General features: G+C 61.1%; 14 protein-coding genes. 7 read left to right on the forward strand and 7 right to left on the reverse strand.

Going from position 1 to position 17,034, the window contains the following annotated elements; all coding sequences use genetic code 11:
• Window positions 1–2: 2 nt before the first annotated feature.
• Both HXX15_RS14380 and HXX15_RS14385 read right to left on the reverse strand, forming a co-directional pair.
• Window positions 3–1,202, reverse strand: a complete 1,200-nt coding sequence (locus HXX15_RS14380; RefSeq protein ID WP_296516738.1) for an efflux RND transporter periplasmic adaptor subunit — start codon at window positions 1,200–1,202, stop codon at window positions 3–5.
• Between the two features lie 52 nt (window positions 1,203–1,254).
• The gene (locus HXX15_RS14385; RefSeq protein WP_296516739.1) at window positions 1,255–2,763 is read right to left on the reverse strand and encodes an efflux transporter outer membrane subunit; all 1,509 of its coding nucleotides are present in this window, start codon (window positions 2,761–2,763) and stop codon (window positions 1,255–1,257) included.
• Window positions 2,764–3,015: 252 nt separating this feature from the next.
• Here HXX15_RS14385 and HXX15_RS14390 point away from each other — a divergent pair, with 252 nt between their 5' ends.
• Window positions 3,016–3,684 (forward strand): TetR/AcrR family transcriptional regulator, encoded by a 669-nt coding sequence (locus tag HXX15_RS14390; RefSeq protein ID WP_296516740.1) that lies wholly within the window; start codon window positions 3,016–3,018, stop codon window positions 3,682–3,684.
• Between the two features lie 57 nt (window positions 3,685–3,741).
• Here HXX15_RS14390 and HXX15_RS14395 read toward each other — a convergent pair whose 3' ends face one another.
• Window positions 3,742–4,122, reverse strand: coding sequence for a hypothetical protein (locus HXX15_RS14395; RefSeq protein ID WP_296516957.1), 381 nt, complete (start codon window positions 4,120–4,122; stop codon window positions 3,742–3,744).
• Window positions 4,123–4,623: 501 nt separating this feature from the next.
• Here HXX15_RS14395 and bamA point away from each other — a divergent pair.
• Together bamA and HXX15_RS14405 are read left to right on the forward strand one after the other, a co-directional pair.
• The gene (gene bamA, locus HXX15_RS14400; protein WP_296516958.1) at window positions 4,624–7,086 is read left to right on the forward strand and encodes an outer membrane protein assembly factor BamA; all 2,463 of its coding nucleotides are present in this window, start codon (window positions 4,624–4,626) and stop codon (window positions 7,084–7,086) included.
• 66 nt (window positions 7,087–7,152) lie between these two features.
• Window positions 7,153–7,479 carry a hypothetical protein gene (locus HXX15_RS14405; protein ID WP_296516741.1) on the forward strand — a complete coding sequence of 109 codons (327 nt, stop codon included), beginning with the start codon at window positions 7,153–7,155 and terminating at the stop codon, window positions 7,477–7,479.
• A 34-nt stretch (window positions 7,480–7,513) separates the two neighbouring features.
• Here HXX15_RS14405 and HXX15_RS14410 read toward each other — a convergent pair whose 3' ends face one another.
• Window positions 7,514–8,860 (reverse strand): ATP-binding protein, encoded by a 1,347-nt coding sequence (locus HXX15_RS14410; protein ID WP_296516742.1) that lies wholly within the window; start codon window positions 8,858–8,860, stop codon window positions 7,514–7,516.
• Window positions 8,861–8,876: 16 nt separating this feature from the next.
• On the reverse strand, window positions 8,877–9,617 hold the full coding sequence (locus HXX15_RS14415; protein WP_296516743.1) for a response regulator: 741 nt from the start codon (window positions 9,615–9,617) through the stop codon (window positions 8,877–8,879).
• A 168-nt stretch (window positions 9,618–9,785) separates the two neighbouring features.
• Here HXX15_RS14415 and HXX15_RS14420 point away from each other — a divergent pair, with 168 nt between their 5' ends.
• Complete coding sequence (locus HXX15_RS14420) at window positions 9,786–10,352, forward strand: hypothetical protein (RefSeq protein WP_296516744.1); 567 nt, start codon at window positions 9,786–9,788, stop codon at window positions 10,350–10,352.
• Window positions 10,353–10,433: 81 nt separating this feature from the next.
• Here HXX15_RS14420 and HXX15_RS14425 read toward each other — a convergent pair whose 3' ends face one another.
• Both HXX15_RS14425 and HXX15_RS14430 read right to left on the reverse strand, forming a co-directional pair.
• A complete protein-coding gene (locus HXX15_RS14425) occupies window positions 10,434–10,850 on the reverse strand; it encodes a hypothetical protein (RefSeq protein ID WP_296516745.1) in 417 nt (138 codons plus the stop codon).
• A gap of 420 nt (window positions 10,851–11,270) precedes the next feature.
• Window positions 11,271–12,455: an OpgC domain-containing protein gene (locus HXX15_RS14430; protein WP_296516746.1), complete on the reverse strand. Its 1,185-nt coding sequence runs from the start codon at window positions 12,453–12,455 to the stop codon at window positions 11,271–11,273.
• 727 nt (window positions 12,456–13,182) lie between these two features.
• On the opposite strand from HXX15_RS14430, the gene HXX15_RS14435 reads away from it, so the two are divergent.
• The 3 genes from HXX15_RS14435 to HXX15_RS14445 all read left to right on the forward strand — a co-directional run bounded on the left by HXX15_RS14435 (window position 13,183) and on the right by HXX15_RS14445 (window position 17,019).
• On the forward strand, window positions 13,183–14,874 hold the full coding sequence (locus tag HXX15_RS14435; RefSeq protein ID WP_296516747.1) for a glycosyltransferase family 39 protein: 1,692 nt from the start codon (window positions 13,183–13,185) through the stop codon (window positions 14,872–14,874).
• Between the two features lie 367 nt (window positions 14,875–15,241).
• A complete protein-coding gene (locus HXX15_RS14440; protein ID WP_296516748.1) occupies window positions 15,242–16,465 on the forward strand; it encodes an OpgC domain-containing protein in 1,224 nt (407 codons plus the stop codon).
• A gap of 164 nt (window positions 16,466–16,629) precedes the next feature.
• On the forward strand, window positions 16,630–17,019 hold the full coding sequence (locus HXX15_RS14445; RefSeq protein WP_296516749.1) for a cysteine rich repeat-containing protein: 390 nt from the start codon (window positions 16,630–16,632) through the stop codon (window positions 17,017–17,019).
• The last annotated feature ends 15 nt before the right edge of the window (window positions 17,020–17,034 follow it).

Genomic DNA, 17,034 nt, shown 5'->3' on the forward strand with positions numbered 1-17,034 from the left:
GCTCAGAACCCCATGGGCGGACCGCCCATCTGGTTCTGCGATCCTCCGGCATCGGCGCTCACCTTTCCGGTGACGACCTGCTCGCCTTCCTTGAGGCCCTGCAATACCTCCGCTGTCAATTTGTTGTTAAGGCCGATCCTCACGTTGCGGGGAGACGCCGTGCCTCTCGGATCGAGAACCTGGACACGATAGGTTCCGTCGCTATTGCGCTCGGAGATCGCCGCTGACGGAATCGTCAGGGCGTTCTTTGTCCGGGCGACCACGATGTGCACTTCCGTGGTCATGTAGGTGCGCAGCCGTCCATCGGAGTTCGCCGCGGTGAATACGCCGTTGTAGTAAATCGCCGAAGTAGTGGAGGAGGTTGACGACGACGAATTTGTGGACGACGTGGTGCTCGATGATGAACTGCTGAAACTGCTGTCGTTCTTGACGGATTCCGGCGCCGGCTCGATGGAATCCAGCGTCGCCGTGTAGCGTTGGACAGGGTCGCCGAGAATGGTGAAATAGACCTCCTGGCCGGGCTTCGTCTTGATCACATCGACTTCCGATATTTCGGCACGGATCGTCATCATCTCGATCTGACCGATGATTGCGATCGTCGGCGCGGATTGAACGGCATTCACGGTTTGACCTGCCTGGGTCACTACTGCGAGCACTGTGCCATCGATCGGCGCGGTTATTCGGGTATAGTCGAGGTTGACGCGGGCATTCTCGACGGAAACGATCGCCTCGGTGATCTGTGCATCGAGTGCTACGATTTGCGCGCGCGTCTGTTTGACGGTCGCGTCCGCGGTTTCGTAATCGGCACGCGATGAAGCTTTTTGCGAAAAAGTGATCTGTTGACGCGCGAGGGAAGCTTCCGCGAGACCCAACGTCGCCTCTTTTTCGGAGCGTTGCGCGCGCATGTTTTCCAGTGCCGCTTGGGCCGTGCGCAGGTCGTTTTGTTTGGTCACGGGATCGATCTGGGCGATCAGATCGCCCTGCTTGATGGTTTGGCCGATAGCGACGTTCAGCGAGATCACGCGCCCGGAGACTTGAGCTCCGACCGCAACCATCTTGATGGGCTTCAGGATCCCGGTCGCCAGCACCGTCTCTTCGATGTCAGCGAACCCGACCGTCGCCGAAGTCCAGTTCGCAGTCTGCTTCGGAAACAGCTTTGTCTTCAGCATCCAACCCCCACCAATGGCGATGGCGACCGCCATGGTGACAACGGTTGGGCGCCGAGCATTCCACATTATGAGGGCTCCTTTTCTCTTACAATGATGGCGGGACATGGGGGCCGGTATCCGCATCGACCACCTCCGGCTTGGTGCTGTCGATGGCGCCGTCCCATCCTCCGCCCAGTGCCTTGGCAAGCGCGACGTAGTCCTTTGCAACGGCGACTCGGCTTTGCAGGAGGGAGTCCTCGGATGAGTAGAGAGATCTCTCCGAATCCAGTACATCAAGAAAGCTCGATGATCCGTTCTGGTAGAGCGAACGGGATAATCTCGTGGCCTCCCGATAATTGGTCGCGGCGTCCATAAGCCGGCGGACCTTCGTCCGTTCGCTGTTCAATGAGACGATGGCATTTTCAACGTCCTCCAGCGCGGTCAAGACAGCGGCGTGAAATGCGGCATGATACTGATCGCGTTGGGCCTGGGAGACGCCAACCGCTGCGCGTAGCTTCCCGGCATCGAAAATGGGCACTGTGACCGATGGGCCGAACGACCAGCTGACGGAAGAATATTTGGCGAGATCGCTTATTTTCAGCGGGGACGTCGAAACCGAGCCCGTCAGGCTGACGCTAGGATAGAGCGCGGATTCCGCCTGACCAATTTTCGCCGTGGCCTGCGCGAGCCGCCGCTCGGCTGCCCGGACGTCCGGGCGAGTCAAGAGAATATCGGCTGGAATTCCCTTCGGCAATGGCATTCGTGGCGTCGGGATCGGTGCCGTGCGAGCGAGGGCCTGCGCAAGCGCGAGTGGCTCGCGACCCAGCAAAATACCAAGGCGATGCAGGTCCGCGGAGTAAGCGGCTTCATAGGATGGGATGTTGGCCTCGGTGCTACTGGCCTGCGCGACGGCCTTTGCCACATCGACGGCGGAAGCGCTGCCCGCCTCAAACTTGGTCCGCGTCAGCGCTGCGGTCTCGCGCTGTGACGCTGCGGTCCGCCGCGCGAGGGCAATCCTGGCTTGATAACCGCGAGCATCGAGATAGTACGCGGCAACATCGCCGACCAGAGTAAGGAGGGTTGTCTGCAGATCGTCTTCCGATGCCTCGAGGTTTCGCGTCGCAGCCTCTACGCCGCGCCGGGTGCCTCCGAATAGATCAAGCTCCCAGCTGGAATCGAAACCTGCCTGGAATTGATTGTAAGGATCGCCGCTAATGCCGACTGAATCGTTGCCGACGGAGGATGTACTGCTCTTGTTCCGCGTCGCCGAGCCGGAGCCTGTTATCGACGGAAACAGTCCGGTAGTCGTCTGTTGCAGCGAATACCGCGCTTCCCGAATCTTGGCCTTCGATGTTGCAACGTCGAGATTGGAGGCGGTCGCTTCTTCGATGAGGGCATCAAGCCGCGGATCGTTGAGGCGGCTCCACCAGTGGGAGGGATGCGCTGGACCTGGCGCCTGCCTTGTCTGATCGCTGCTCCAACGTGCCGGCACATTAACAATTGGGGCCCGGTAATCCGGGCCAACGGCACACCCCGATAGTAGTACGGTGGCAACCATCAGCTCAGATAACAACCGCCAGTCGCGGATCACCTTCAGTATGGCCGGGCCGAACATGGCCGCGAGCCCGACCGCTGACTTCAGGCGATATGGGCTACCCGCTTGTCCTTGCGGACAAAATTGCACGCGTTCTTGACCTCGCTGATTTCGACGGCGCCGCCTCGACTGAAGCGCCGCAGACAGGCTCGCGAAAGACCGACGATCGCCGAGGTCGACCTGTCTATTTACAAAACTCATAAGTACCAATAAAAAGCATACAGCTCTGTTGTCAACCGCAGGAATATTTCTGCATGAAGTACGAGCAACAAAATGAAACAAAGGCGGATAAAGAGCGCTGCCGGCAAGCCGTCGCGCCCACGTGGCCGGCCGAGGGCAGTTAGCGAAGAAACGCGGCGAGATCAAATTATCGAGTCGGCATTCGATGTCTTTCTCGAGCTTGGTTACGCTGGAACGACGACGGATATCGTCGCCGCTCGTTGTGGAATTTCGAAACGCACGCTCTACGAAGTGTTTTCGAGCAAGACCGAGCTATTCCAGGCCGTAATCGTCGCTCACCGCCGAACCATGCTCGATCTGCCTTGCGATCGCGACGACCGTCCATTCGCCGATGCGCTCGCATCGATCTTCTGGATTGATATCGAACCGAGTCTCGAGCGCAGACGCTGGGCGTTTATCCATCTCGTCGTGACCGAAATCCGGCAATTTCCGAAGATCGGCGACATGCTTCGTCGGGACGCTGTAGAGAAATCCCGGCGGTTGCTGGCCGATAGGCTCGCTCTCGAAAGAGATCGCGGAGTTATTGCATCGGATGACGTTCAAAGCGATGCCGGCATACTGATGGACATGATCTTCGGAGGCCTGGCTATTCGTCCAGGTGGCCCGCCGAGGAGGCTCGATCGCAACCAGCGCCGAAACTATATCCACCGATGCATTGATGTCTTCCTGAACGGCGTCAGTCTGCGATCCTGTGGCCGATGATGAGACTGACATTGCCTTGCTTTTCGATCCTTCCAGCTCCACCGGCCTAAGGCTGGTCTAGTACAAGGGGATCAATCGTGGAAATCCACCCATGTCGGACGGCGGATTGAGAGGCTGTCGGTAAAGCGGACGATTCATATTTTCTTGTCCGAACGAATATCCGAGTGGAAACGCGTAATCGGTGAACTGGCGGTCCCCCGGAAGTACTTCCGTGCCGGCATCCAGCCATGAGCGCTTGGTTACGTAGATGCGAGTATGCGGCCCTGACTGATAGGATATGTTTGGACCATTGAGGCCATAATGATAGATGCGGCCGCGGTCGTCGTGCTTCTTTTTGGGGGCCGCGTGCGATTGAGTTGTGTCGATGCCGATTGAGATAATAGCGGCGGCGGCAAGCAACGCTGCGAGCTCCGTCGCGGAATTGAACTTCAGCTTCATCGCGGTTTCCTGATCGGAGCGCATTGGCTTAACGCTGCAAGCGGTGTCGGTGGCCACCATGTTTGAAAATGATTGAAAGTAAAGCACGCAAATATTGCCGAGCGTTGCTTGGCGTCGACAAACAAGGCCGGTGCGCGCCGTCAACATCGGCAGCCAGTCAAACATATGAACGACGACCGGACGACGATGGGGGCGATCAAAAAGAATTGACGTCGCACGGCAACATTCGAAGCCGCGGCAACGTTCGGCCTCGAATGTGTAGGCGCTTACATCTGTAAGGCCCCTCGCAGATCATGCGCGTGGGGACGAGCCCGTGTCGAACAGATCGACGGTTGCGGAAACGTCATTGGCAAGTTCGAGCAACATTTCAAAATAACCCGCAACATTTCGGAGATTTCATCGCCACATCCGCACCGTACGGTCGACCATCGAATTGATGGGGCGCATGAGATGAATGCCGGAATAAGAGTGCGGGGAGGCTTGTTGGCCGCCCTGATCGTGATGGTCGTGTCGTTCGGCACGATAGTTCCTTTGGCTCCGGCTGCCGCCCAGACCGCGGCGTCGACCGTGGTCGAAGGCAATCGCCGCGTCGAAGTCGAAACCATTCGCTCCTATTTCAAGCCCGGTCCCGGCGGCAGGCTCGATCAGGCAGCGATCGACGACGGACTGAAGGCGCTGATCGAAACCGGCCTGTTCCAGGACGTGCGGATCAACCAGGCCGGCGGCCGGCTGCTGGTGACCGTGGTCGAGAATCCGGTGATCGGGCGGGTCGCTTTCGAAGGCAACAAAAAGGTCAAGGACGAGCAGCTGTCCGCTGAAATCCAGTCCAAGCCGCGCGGCACGCTGTCGCGGCCGATGGTGCAATCCGACGCGCTGCGGATCGCTGAAATCTATCGACGGTCCGGACGCTACGACGTCAGCGTTACCCCTGAAATCATCGAGCAGCCAAACAACCGCGTCGATCTAATCTTCACGGTCAGTGAAGGCGCCAAGACCGGCGTGCGGTCGATCGAATTCATCGGCAACAATGCGGTCTCGTCCTATCGCCTGAAGGACATCATCAAGACCCACGAGTCGAATTTCCTGAGCTTCCTTGCGTCCGGCGATCTGTACGATCCGGACCGGGTGGAAGCCGATCGCGACCTGATCCGCCGCTATTACCTGAAGCACGGCTTCGCCGATGTGCAGGTGGTCGCCGCGCTGACCGAATACGATCCCGAAAAGAAGGGATTCCTGGTCACCTTCAAGATCGAGGAAGGCCAGCAATACCGCGTCGGTTCGGTTGAGTTCCAGTCCAACATCGCGACCTTGGACGGCAACTCGCTCCGCAGCTTCTCGCGCGTCAATGTCGGTTCGCTCTACAATGCCGAGGCGCTGGAAAAGTCGGTCGAAGAAATGCAGATCGAGACTTCGCGGCGCGGCTATGCGTTCGCGACGGTGCGTCCGCGCGGCGACCGCAATTTCGACGCCCATACCGTCTCGATCGTGTTCGCGATCGAAGAGGGCCCGCGCACCTACATCGAGCGCATCAACATTCGCGGTAATACCCGGACCCGGGATTACGTGATCCGTCGTGAGTTCGATATTTCGGAAGGCGACGCCTATAATCGCGCGCTGGTCGACCGCGCCGAGCGCCGGCTCAATAACCTCGACTTCTTCAAGTCGGTGAAGATCGTGACCGAGCCCGGCTCATCGAGCGATCGGGTGATCCTCGTTGTCGATCTCGAAGATAAATCGACCGGCGATTTTTCGGTGTCGGGCGGCTATTCGACGAGCGACGGCGCACTGGGCGAGGTCAGCGTTTCCGAGCGAAATTTCTTGGGGCGCGGCCTGTACGCGAAGGCGGCGGTCGGTTACGGACAATATTCAAGGAGTGCCTCGCTTTCATTCGTCGAGCCTTACCTGCTTGATTATCGCGTGGCGCTAGGGCTCGATGTCTACTACAAGCAACAGCTGCCAACCAGTACTACCAGCTACGGCACCACGACCTTTGGATTTTCACCCAGACTGGGGTTGGCTTTGCGCGAAGACCTTTCGCTGCAGCTTCGATATTCGATTTATCAGCAGAAGATTACGCTAACGAGCGCATACAATAACTGCAACAATGACCCGTCAAATTCAACGCTCGCATTCAATCCAACCCCAGCCTACATCAATAGTGTTTTGGGGGGTATAGATCCGACCAACGCGTCGAGTTCGTCGGTTTACGGATACGGATGCTATGGCGACGGTGAATCGGCTCTGCCGGTACGCAAAGAGCTCGCGAGCGGCGCAGCCTGGACGTCCATGGTCGGGTACACTCTGAACTACAACACGCTGGACAACACCAGGAATCCAACCGATGGCTTGCTGATCGATTTCAGACAAGATTTTGCGGGCGTCGGCGGCGACGTGAAATATCTGAAGACCGCGTTCGATACCAAGTACTATATGCCGTTGGTCGCCGATATCGTCGGTCTTGTTCATACACAGGGTGGCATTCTGACGAGTGTGGGAGACAGCAATATTCGGATGCTCGACCATTTTCAGATGGGACCGAACCTCGTCCGAGGCTTCGCCTCCAACGGTATAGGACCACGAGACATCACTTATGCGGCCTTCGGGGCGACGGGCGATGCGCTGGGTGGTACGAAATACTGGGGTGCTTCGGCCGAGTTGCAGATGCCATTCTGGTTCTTGCCGAAGGAAGTCGGATTGAAGGGTTCGGTTTATGCCGACGCCGGCTCGCTGTGGGGCTATCAGGGCCCTACGTCGTGGACCGCAACAGGGGAAGTCAACTCACCCAGTTGTCCGAAATGCGGATTGCAGTACGATGACAGCAGTCTAATCCGCAGTTCCGTCGGCGTCGGGCTGATCTGGGCCTCGCCGTTCGGTCCGCTGCGGTTCGACTATGCTGTCCCGTTGACCAAGGGGAAGTACGACAGGGTGCAGCAGTTCAAGTTCGGAGGCGGGACATCGTTTTGATCCCCGGCCTGAAAACCAGCTTTTGTCAGGCGCCTGTTGCGGCCAAAGCGGCGAAACGGGAAATCCGTGAGCCAGCCGCGCGACGATCATCAGGACGAACCGCTGCAGATTATAGCCCATGCCGTAGTTCAGGACGTTCGACGTGTCGGTCGCGCCCTTGACCAGTTGATCGGTCGTTTGAGCGCTGGCTCCGAACGGAGCGAGCAAGGCAACGCCAGCGGCAAGCACGATGCTGCGTTTCATGCATTCCTCCCAATGATCTCTAACGGATCTGCGGCGATGCAACCTGAGATGGCGGCGGCGTCAATCGAAGGACGACGTGATTTAAAAAGAGAAAATTCGTATCGTCATTATTTCGCCAAACGAAATGCGGGGGCAGTTCGAATGCGGTGAAACATGCCGAATTTACAACTCGAGCGGCGCGCGCTCAGGCGGCCGACTGACGGCTCGGCTGGCGAACCGGCAGTTGAATGCGAACGATCAGTCCATGGGGCTGCCGGTCACGCAGCGACAATTCGCCGCCATGCGCCAGCACGACGGCGCGCGCGATCGAGAGCCCGAGACCGAAGCCTGCCGCTTCATCCATGTTGCGGGCATCGTCGCCGCGCACGAACGGCTCAAGCATGATGTCCTTGCGCGCATCGGAAATGCCGGGACCGTCGTCCTCGACTTCGATCGTGATGTCGTCGGGTGACGAAATCAGACGGATGGTGGCTTCAACGCCGTAGCGGACGGCATTCTCGACCAGATTGGTGATGCTCCGGTGCAGATCGTCGGGCCGGACCATGGCCAAGGCGTGTTCCGGGCCGTCATAGACGACCCGGCTGCCCAAATCGGCGAATTGATCGGCGACGAGCTGCAGCGTGGTCGCGACATCGGCCAGCGTCATGGATTCGAGATTGCGGTCGTTGCGCAGGAAGGACAGCACCTGCTCCAGCATCGACCGCATCTGGTCGAGATCGCCCAGCATGCGGTCGCGGTGCGCGCTGTCCTCGATGAATTCGGAGCGCAGCCGCATCCGGGTGATCGGCGTCCGCAGATCGTGGCTGATCGCGGCCAGCATCCGGGTGCGGTCGTCCATCAGCGCCGTGATCCGCTGCCGCATCCGGTTCAGCGCCCTTGCCACCGAGCGGATCTCTTCGGGGCCGCGCTCGGGCAACGGCGCCGCGGCGCCGTTCAGGCTGAAGCTTTCGGCGGCCCTGGCGAACGACGACAGCGGCGCCGTCAGGGCGCGGGCCGCCCACAGGCCCAGAAGAGCGACGCTGATGACGACGAACAGCAGGGTCATCATCCAGGGGCCGGCCCAGAACGGAGGTTGCCGCCGGTCCGGCAAGATCTTCGCCGAGATCATCGCGCCGTCGGGCAGCGCGATGTCGACCCGCTGGCCGCCATCCGCCGGCGCGAATGGAAAGATCAGGTAATTGTTGCCGAGTTGCCGGCGCAGATCGCGCAGATCCCGGTCGTCCGCTTCGCCCGCCGCGGATGCGGCATCCGGCGCAGGGTTCTTGATGAGGCTCTTGATCTCCAGTTGCGGGAAGGCCCGTGCGATGTCGTCGAAAAGCCTTGGCCGTTCGACCGCGGGCGCCGCGGCGAGAAGCTGCACCGCCGCGGCGAGTTGACCACGGGCATGGTCGGGCGACGGCTCGAACTGGTCCGGCCGATGAATCAGGAAGGTCGCGGTCAGGATCAGATGAATCGCGACGATCGAGGTGACCACCAGCGCTGCGATCTGGCCGCTGATACCCTTCAGGTTGAGAAAGCCGGAGAGCTTCATGAGGAGGGCTTCATGATCAGCCGTTGGTCGCCGGCGCGACCGCATCCACGGTGGGAGTGAACATATAGCCGCCGGAACGCACTGTCTTGATCATGGTGGCGTCCTGCGGATCGGGTTCGATCTTGCGCCTGATACGGCTGACCAGCACGTCGATGCTGCGTTCGAACGAACCGGCGTTGCGGCCTTGCGTGAGGTCGAGCAGGCTGTCACGCGACAGCACGCGGCCTGGCCGCTCGCAAAAGGTCCGCAGCAGGTCGAATTCGGCGCTGGTAATCGCGACCCGCGCGCCCGCCGGATTGCGCAGCTCGCGCAGCCGCAAATCGATCCGCCAGCCCTGGAAGAAGAGCACGGTAGCGTCGTCGATGGCGCTGGCGGTGTGGGCGGTGGCCTGCCGCCGCAGCACCGCGTTGATCCGCGCCAGCAATTCGCGCGGATTGAACGGCTTGGCGAGGTAGTCGTCGGCGCCCATCTCCAGCCCGAGAATGCGATCGACGTCCTCGCCGCGCGCGGTCAGCATGATGATCGGCATCTGCGATTCCGCGCGGACCTTGCGGCACAGGCTGAGGCCGTCCTCGCCCGGCAGCATGACGTCGAGAATGAGAAGATCGACGCGATGGTCGGTCATCGCCCTGGCCATCTCGCGGCCGTCGGCCGCGGTGGTCACATGGCAGGCGTTGTTGCGCAGGTATTTGGCGATCAGCAATCGCGTCTCGCGGTCGTCCTCGACGACAAGAATATTCGGTGCTGTCACGGCCATGCGGACCTTTGTCGCTGATTCTGGAAAATTGATGCAGGATTTTTATTTCCGGATGTTTCTGAGACTCGCGGCGCAACATCGGGCAACATGCCGGCTGGCCAATCAGAACATTCTGTTAAGATCATTAAACCTAACGCCGGGGCGCTTACAAGAACCCTCGGAGTCATCATGACCTCAATCTCCGCGACCTCCAGCAGCGTCTATCAGAGCCCTCTGCAGAAGCTTCAGGCTGAGCTGCAGGCGGAAGTAACTTCCGGCGCCATCAGTTCTTCCGATCAGACGGCGCTGTCTTCCGCGTTGAAGGACATCGATACCTCGCTGCGGAGCAGCCGGGCCAGCGATTCCTCCGGCAGCGGCCAATCCGGCGCCGGAGACGTGAAGTCCAAGATCGACAAGCTGATTGACGGCGAAGTATCCAGCGGCAAGCTGACCAGCGACCAGGCCGCCGAGTTGAAGGGCGTCTTCAAGGCGGCTTTCGGTAGCGGCGGTCCTGGTGGCGCGGGAGGCCCGCCGCCTGGACCTCCGCCGGGCGGCGACAGTTCGTCCTCCAGCAGCGATTCAAGCAGTTCGAGCAGCACCACCAGCGCCGCCGACCTCTTGAAGGAACTCATCAAGGCGCTGAAATCGGCCTCGTCGACCTCATCGGCTTTGTCCTACAGTGATACCGGCAGCACCGGCACGTCCGCCGACAGCAGTTCGTCGCTATCGGCAGTGCTGCTCGACTACAAGAGCTGATTTCGGGCTGGCGCAGGCCGGTACATCGACCCGCCATCCCCCTTCTGCAGGGAAGGATGATCGGCCGGTCCCGGCCCGGCCTTAGGGGCCGCTCAGCGCGACGCCGTAGTCGACCGGCTGCAGCGATGCCGTACCGCAGCGCCAGCCGCCGCCGTCGGCCTTCTGGAACGCGAACGTCTTCTCGATCCTGACCCGGTGCGATACCGAAAAACTTTCGCGGCTAGCCTGTCCCGGCCTCGGCCTGCCGGTCTTCGGATCCCAGCAGGTGCCGGTGCAGTTCGAGGCGACCGGACTGCAGACCGAAAACGGCGAGAGCACCACCATCTCGACTTCGGCGGTCACCAGCGCGCTCTGCTCCGACACCTCGTTGTCGATCTGGAACACCCGGCTGACCGCGAGGAAATTCCCGCACGCGTTGCTCGAATCGATCTGCGCGACGCACAGATCGACGGCGTCGGCATCCGGCGAAGGCTTTCCGAGAAATTTCGACAGCGGCACGGCGCGATACCCAGCCTATATCTTCTTCACATTTTCGATGTCCGCAACAACTGCGTGCGGACCAGGCCGAGTGAAAACTCGGTCTCGCTGATGAATAGTAGATGCGAGGTTGTTTCATGGCCCACAGTCCATCTTGCTAAAAGATTGGCGTGTTGCGCTGACCAGTTGAACCCGCCGCCAAAAGCGGCACTCATTAGAGCGTCGCGATCAGGCGAAGCCAAATTATATCGCTATTTCAATAACATATGAGTTCGCAGTTTTATGCTGAATGGCGCACCATTTCCGATCAGATTTGCGAAGCATTGGAGTGGCTTGGCCTTTCGGGCCGAGGCCGGACCGAATGACCCGGTCATCCGGATCATGCTGTCCGACTCCGTCACGGCATCGACAAAGGCGACCGAATGATCGCCCCAAGCGATACTAGGCGATGCCTGATTTCGGGGCCGCCTCGGAGGTTTCCAGATCGGCCACATTGACGAACAGATTCGGAACCGTCTTGGCGCGGTCGAGAAACCACGCCACGGCGATCATGATCAGGATTCCGGCCGCGCTGACGGCGATCTGCTGCCAGATTGCGTTGCCTTGCTGGATCAGGATCCAATGCGCGCCGAACGACAGGAAGACGCCAAGGCAGAACAGCGTGAGCGAGTGTCGACCGCACAGGATGAACGGCTGCAGCCATTTGGAGGTCAGCGGCCCGCCGCGCGGCAGATATGGCGCGATCACGATCACCAGAGCGAGAAAATGCGTGAGACGCATCAGATCCAGATTGGTCTTGTCGATCGGATAGATCGCCTTTCGCATCCACTGCGGAATCAGGGCATCCAGCCACTCGATCTGCCAGCTCAACACGACCACCAGCGCAAACACGATCCATGCGAATGCGATGGCCTGAACGACGCGGGACTTGACCAGTGACTGAAGCTGGGATGCTCCGCCAATGCCGCACCACGCCGCGAAGACGAACAGCAATTGCCAGGCGAAGGGGTTGAAGTACCAGGTCGTCCCGGGCGGGTAGGACGAAAAATTCCAGCCGAACCAGCGCGCCACGGCATAGAGGATGCAAGATCCCGCCAGCGTCCAGTTCGGACGACGGACCAGGCACCACAGCATGAATGGAGTCGCCACGATCAGCGCGATAAACAGCGGTAGAACGTCGAGGTTGACCGGCTTGTAGCGCAAGGTGAGCGCCTGGCCGATCAGAATGTCGGGGTTCTCGAGGAAACTGGCGACGTTGAACTCGTCCTTGTACATCGGATTGTCGAATTTCCGGGCCGCCCGCGCAACCTGCGCGGTGAAGATCAGGAACAGCAGAATGTGGGTGACGTACATCTGCGAGGCGCGCGTCAACAGCCGCTTGGTGGCCGCGAGAAATAGGCCGCCGCGCACGATCGGGCCATAGATGTAGCCGGCCAGATAGCCGGAAATGAAAACGAAGAATTCCGCGGCGTCGCAAAAGCCATAATTGCGCAGGGTCAGCCAGGCGACGATGTTGTCGGGGATGTGGTCGAGGAAGATCATCCACAACCCGATCCCCCGGAGCAGATCGAACCGGAGATCACGTTCGACGCCAACCGCCAGAGGCGCCGCGAACCCATTTGTCATAGTTCCCCCCCGTCTTTGTTCGCGAGCGAACGCCAGCAGTTCCGCTTGAGCCTGAGCCTATGGTCGATCGGAGGAATGACTGGCGGCGCATGGACGTCGTGCGTCATCAGCCGCGCTATGCGTCGAAAACCCGTCCACTCCAAAATTTGCGTTGCCGTCACCGCCCCTCGATCAGCGGGGAGCGTTCGACAAGCAGCATTGTGAATTGTATCAATCGCATTCGATTTGAAAACTGTTGAATGTGTCCCGTCGCGACGCCCGGGCGACCTGCCTGGGCGCCGGACGGCACCGTGCGGATACGGGCAGTCATCCCGGCGTTGCATCGCCGCCATCCGATGACCGGTAACAAAGTAACATTCCGGATTCCCCCGGAAAGGTCAACTCTCTCCGCCGGCAACAGCAATGGTGCTGTGGCGGAGCCGGCAGAAATGAGTGCGCCGGCAGTGCCGATCGGAAACGGCTACCCCAAACGGCTGCCGGGTACCCCATTATAATTGTTTGATTTTCGTCATCGCGTCGGTCGAACCCGCGCGCCTGTCGGCTGCCAGACGTTGTGTCGATTGGCGGGCTCACGCGCAGCGGCACCGGCACCGCTGCTGAGCTAGCCGTTTGCCAGCGTGGATTCGTTGTCGTAGATTCCTGTTGGTCAGGTATTGGGCATTCCGGGGCCCTGGCCGCGGATGGAATGGCAATTGTCGGTGCGTGTCTCGATGCCTGGTCTCAGCCGATGACCGATCTGGCCCGTGATCAGGTTGGCGATGCCCGGCAAGCCGGATTGTCGTCCGCAAGCGGCCTGCCGTGGCAGCGGGTGACGGGCCGCTCGGCCGCGATTGATCCGTTCGACCTGGCATCTCTCTTTTTGTTGGCCGCTCTGGCGGTTCTGGTCCTGGCGACCTTCCGCGATTACGCCATTACCAACGACGAATGGGTGCAGCAGCGCTACGGCGAACTCATCATCGCCTATTACAAGAGCGGCTTGACCGATCGCGCCGTCTTCGAATTCGACAATCTCTATCTGTATGGCGGGTTGTTCGACGTCGTGGCGGTGCTGCTCGGCGGGGTGTCCGCGCTCGATCCGTTCGACATCAGGCACCTGATGAGCGCCATGATCGGCGTCGCCGGCATTGGCGCCGCGATCGCAACCGCGCGGATGATCGCCGGTGCGCGCGCGGGATTGCTGGCCGGCGCGTCGCTGGCCGCTTGCGGCCTCTGGTATGGCGCCATGTTCCATCATACCAAGGATGTCCCGCTCGGCGCCGCGATGGCTGGCGCGCTGTACTTCCTGATCCGCGCCGCCCGCGATTGTCCGGCCCCGCAATTGCGCTTCGTGGTCGGATTCGGCGTGCTGACCGGTGCCGCGCTGGGCGTCAGGGTGCTCGGGCTGCTGCTGGTGTGCTACATCGGCGTCGCCGTGCTGTTCAATGTTCCGTCGCTGGCGGGACGCAATTGGCGCCAGCTGACCGATCGGGTCGCCCGCTCGCTGCTCGGCTTCGTCCCGGCGCTGCTGATCGCCTATCCGATCATGATCGTCACCTGGCCCTGGGCGGCGCTGGCGCCGCTCAATCCGCTGCGCGCATTGCTGACGTTCGAAATGCTCGACTACGATATCCGAACTCTGCTGGCCGGGAAAATCTACCTGATGGCAACGGTGCCACGGTGGTACGTCCCGGTCTACCTAACGATCAAGATCCCGCTGCTGTTGCTGGCGGGGGCGGCGCTGGCGCTGGGGACCCTGGCGGTGCCTCGCCCGACCGGATGGGTCCGGCCCGATCAGGCGCCGCGCGACACCGCCATCGTCGCGGTGGCCGCGTTGTTTCCGGTGCTCTGCGAGGTGGTGATCGGCGGCCCCGCCTTCTGCGGTCCGCGGCATTTTCTGTTCGTGTTGCCGCCGCTCGCGATTTTGGCGGGGATCGGTCTCGATGTCGTGGTCCGGGCGACAACAATGCGGAGCGCGGCGCTGGGCGCCATGACGTTCGGGCTGATCGCGGCCGGCCTATCGTGGAACGGGGCGACGATGTACCGGCTGCATCCCTATCAGTATCTGTACTACAATGAGCTGGTCGGCGGGCTGCAGGGCGCGTCGCGTCGATACGACACCGACTACTGGTTTACGATGATGCCGGAGGCCGTCGACCGGCTGGCGGCCTATATCGCCAGGACCGATCCCCCCGGAACGACCGGTCGGGTCTACACCGTGTCGCTGTGTGGCGAGCGGGATTCATTCCTGCGCAAGGCGCCGGCCAATTTGCGCTGGGCGCAGGACTGGGAGACGGCGGATTTCTTTATCGCGCCGACCCACATGAACTGCGACCGCGATATTGACGCCAAGGTGGCCGTGACCATCGAGCGCATGGGTGTGCCGATCGGCTACGTCAAGGATCAGCGCGCCAAGACCCGGCCGACCATGGCGGGGCCCTAGCGCGTGAGGTCCGATTGTCCGATCGGCGACTGCGCTGGCTGGATCCAGTCCCGCCAGGCCGGGCTGTGGCGGCGCGAATAAAACCAGATTGGCGCCAAGCTCCAGTTGATATTGCCAGCCATTATGCGACGTTCCCAGAGACAGGATGCGAACACCTTGTGCCGCGTTGAAGGCCCGGCTCGCGCGGTTCAATTATCCGGTCCTGCAATCATGGGGGGCCCCGAATGAATGTGTCGATCGCGGTCTCGTCGGTGCGGCTGGATTGGCTTGTCGCCGCGGGCTCTTGACAGATGAGGACCGCAATCGCCGCCCGCGGCCGGGCTGATCGCATTCATCAGCGAAGAAATCCGCTCCCGAGACGGGGGCGATGAGCTTGGCTATCGATCAGACCGCTCCACCGCTCAAGAGCGCCGCCGAAGCCGGCGCGCGGGATCCCGCGTCTGCGACCGACCCGCACTCCAGGACGCTCGCGCCGCAGGTGGCCGTGCGCGAGTTGCGGCTCGATCTGTTTCGCGGTCTGGCGCTGTGGCTGATCTTCATCGATCACGTCTCACCCGATGTCCTGACTTGGTTCACCATCCGCAGTTACGGCTTCAGCGACGCCGCGGAGATTTTCATTTTCGTGTCCGGCTATACGGCGGCCTTCGTCTATGGCCGGGCCATGGTCAAATCCGGCATCGTGATTGCGACCGCGCGGATCATGCGGCGGGTCTGGCAGATCTATGCCGCGCATGTGCTGCTGTTCGCGGTTCTGATTACCGAGGTGTCCTACGTTGCCGTCATCCTCGGAAAGCCGTTCTATGCGCAGGAGGTGGTGATCGGGCCGTTCCTCGATCAGCCCGGCCCCGCGATGGTCCAGGCGCTGCTGCTGAGATATCGCCCGCTCAATATGGATGTCCTGCCGCTCTATATCGTTCTGATGGCGTTCCTGCCGTTGATCCTGAAGCTGATCGCGTGGCGCGCCAATCTCACGCTGGCAGCCTCCGTCTTGCTTTATGCGCTGTCCCGGCAATATCATTTGAACCTGACGGCCTATCCGGGCGGAGTCTGGACCTTCAATCCCTTTGCCTGGCAATTGCTGTTCGTGTTCGGCGCATGGTGCGCGTTGGGTGACCCCGGAAAATGGATGTCGCGACTGATTGCATCGCCGATCACGCTGTGGGTCGCGCTTGCCTATCTGTTCGCGTCGTTCGGCCTGACGATGACCTGGTATTTCCCGCAGCTGGAAGGCGTCGTACCGGATGGGCTGGGCCGATGGATCTATCCGATTGGCAAGACCGATCTCGACCTGCTCAGGTTCTTGCATTTTCTCGCGCTCGGGGTGGTTGCCGTGCGGCTGGTGCCGGCAGGGTGGCCCGGCCTGACGTCGCCCTGGCTCGCGCCAATGATCCTGTGCGGGCAACGTTCGCTGGAGATCTTCTGCCTCGGCGTCGCCCTGGCCTTTGTCGGATATTTCGTGCTGACGGAGACGGGTGCGGGGCTCGCGCTCCATGCCCTGGTTGGCGTTGTTGGAATCGCCATCCTGTCCGCCGTGGCCTGGTCGATGTCGTGGTTCAAATTCAGGATCGACAAGAATGGCGCAGGTCGCTGACGCTGGCGCGGCCGTCCACGCGCGCAGCAGCGCCGGGTCGTCCCGCCGCCTCTGCGCGACCGTGACGCGCCGGATGCCGCGCCGGAGGTCGCCGTCTGGCGTCGCGGCCGGCTTTTGGATAGTCTCGCAACGGCTGTTTTTTGAATCACGCAGAGGAATTTGAGATGGCTGGAATGCGATTTGGGCTTGCAATGGTGACGGCACTGCTGCTGTCGGGGTCGGTCGCCGTGGCGGAGCAGGCGGGCAAGCCCTGCGCCGGCGATATCAAGAAACTATGTGCCGGCATCGCGCCGGGCGATGGCCGGATCAAGGCCTGCATCAAATCGCATCTGAGCGAATTGTCGCCGGCCTGCGAGGATCGCGTGCTCACCGTGGCGGTGGCCGGAAAGGTCTGTGCGGCCGATGTTGCTAGTCTTTGTGCCGGCGTGGTGCGCGGCACCGGCGGTGTCAGATCCTGCGTGAAAGCGCACCTCGCGGAAGTGAAGGACCCCTGCAAGGATGCGATGTCCCGCGCCGCGTCGGGCAGGAAGCTGCTGGGCCGCGGGGATCTCTAGCAAGCAGAGCCCGGC

The organism is Rhodopseudomonas sp., assembly GCF_013377015.1.
Taxonomy (GTDB): Bacteria; Pseudomonadota; Alphaproteobacteria; order Rhizobiales; family Xanthobacteraceae; genus JARJEH01.

Excerpts from the sequence above, each read along its gene's own strand:
- HXX15_RS14380 (WP_296516738.1), bottom strand. The coding sequence starts at position 1,202 with ATGGCGGTCGCCATCGCCATTGGTGGGGGTTGGATGCTGAAGACAAAG.
- HXX15_RS14385 (WP_296516739.1), bottom strand. The coding sequence starts at position 2,763 with ATGTTCGGCCCGGCCATACTGAAGGTGATCCGCGACTGGCGGTTGTTA.
- HXX15_RS14390 (WP_296516740.1), top strand. The coding sequence starts at position 3,016 with ATGAAACAAAGGCGGATAAAGAGCGCTGCCGGCAAGCCGTCGCGCCCA.
- HXX15_RS14395 (WP_296516957.1), bottom strand. The coding sequence starts at position 4,122 with ATGAAGCTGAAGTTCAATTCCGCGACGGAGCTCGCAGCGTTGCTTGCC.
- bamA (WP_296516958.1), top strand. The coding sequence starts at position 4,624 with ATGGTCGTGTCGTTCGGCACGATAGTTCCTTTGGCTCCGGCTGCCGCC.
- HXX15_RS14410 (WP_296516742.1), bottom strand. The coding sequence starts at position 8,860 with ATGAAGCTCTCCGGCTTTCTCAACCTGAAGGGTATCAGCGGCCAGATC.
- HXX15_RS14415 (WP_296516743.1), bottom strand. The coding sequence starts at position 9,617 with ATGGCCGTGACAGCACCGAATATTCTTGTCGTCGAGGACGACCGCGAG.
- HXX15_RS14420 (WP_296516744.1), top strand. The coding sequence starts at position 9,786 with ATGACCTCAATCTCCGCGACCTCCAGCAGCGTCTATCAGAGCCCTCTG.
- HXX15_RS14430 (WP_296516746.1), bottom strand. The coding sequence starts at position 12,455 with ATGACAAATGGGTTCGCGGCGCCTCTGGCGGTTGGCGTCGAACGTGAT.
- HXX15_RS14435 (WP_296516747.1), top strand. The coding sequence starts at position 13,183 with ATGACCGATCTGGCCCGTGATCAGGTTGGCGATGCCCGGCAAGCCGGA.
- HXX15_RS14440 (WP_296516748.1), top strand. The coding sequence starts at position 15,242 with ATGAGCTTGGCTATCGATCAGACCGCTCCACCGCTCAAGAGCGCCGCC.
- HXX15_RS14445 (WP_296516749.1), top strand. The coding sequence starts at position 16,630 with ATGGCTGGAATGCGATTTGGGCTTGCAATGGTGACGGCACTGCTGCTG.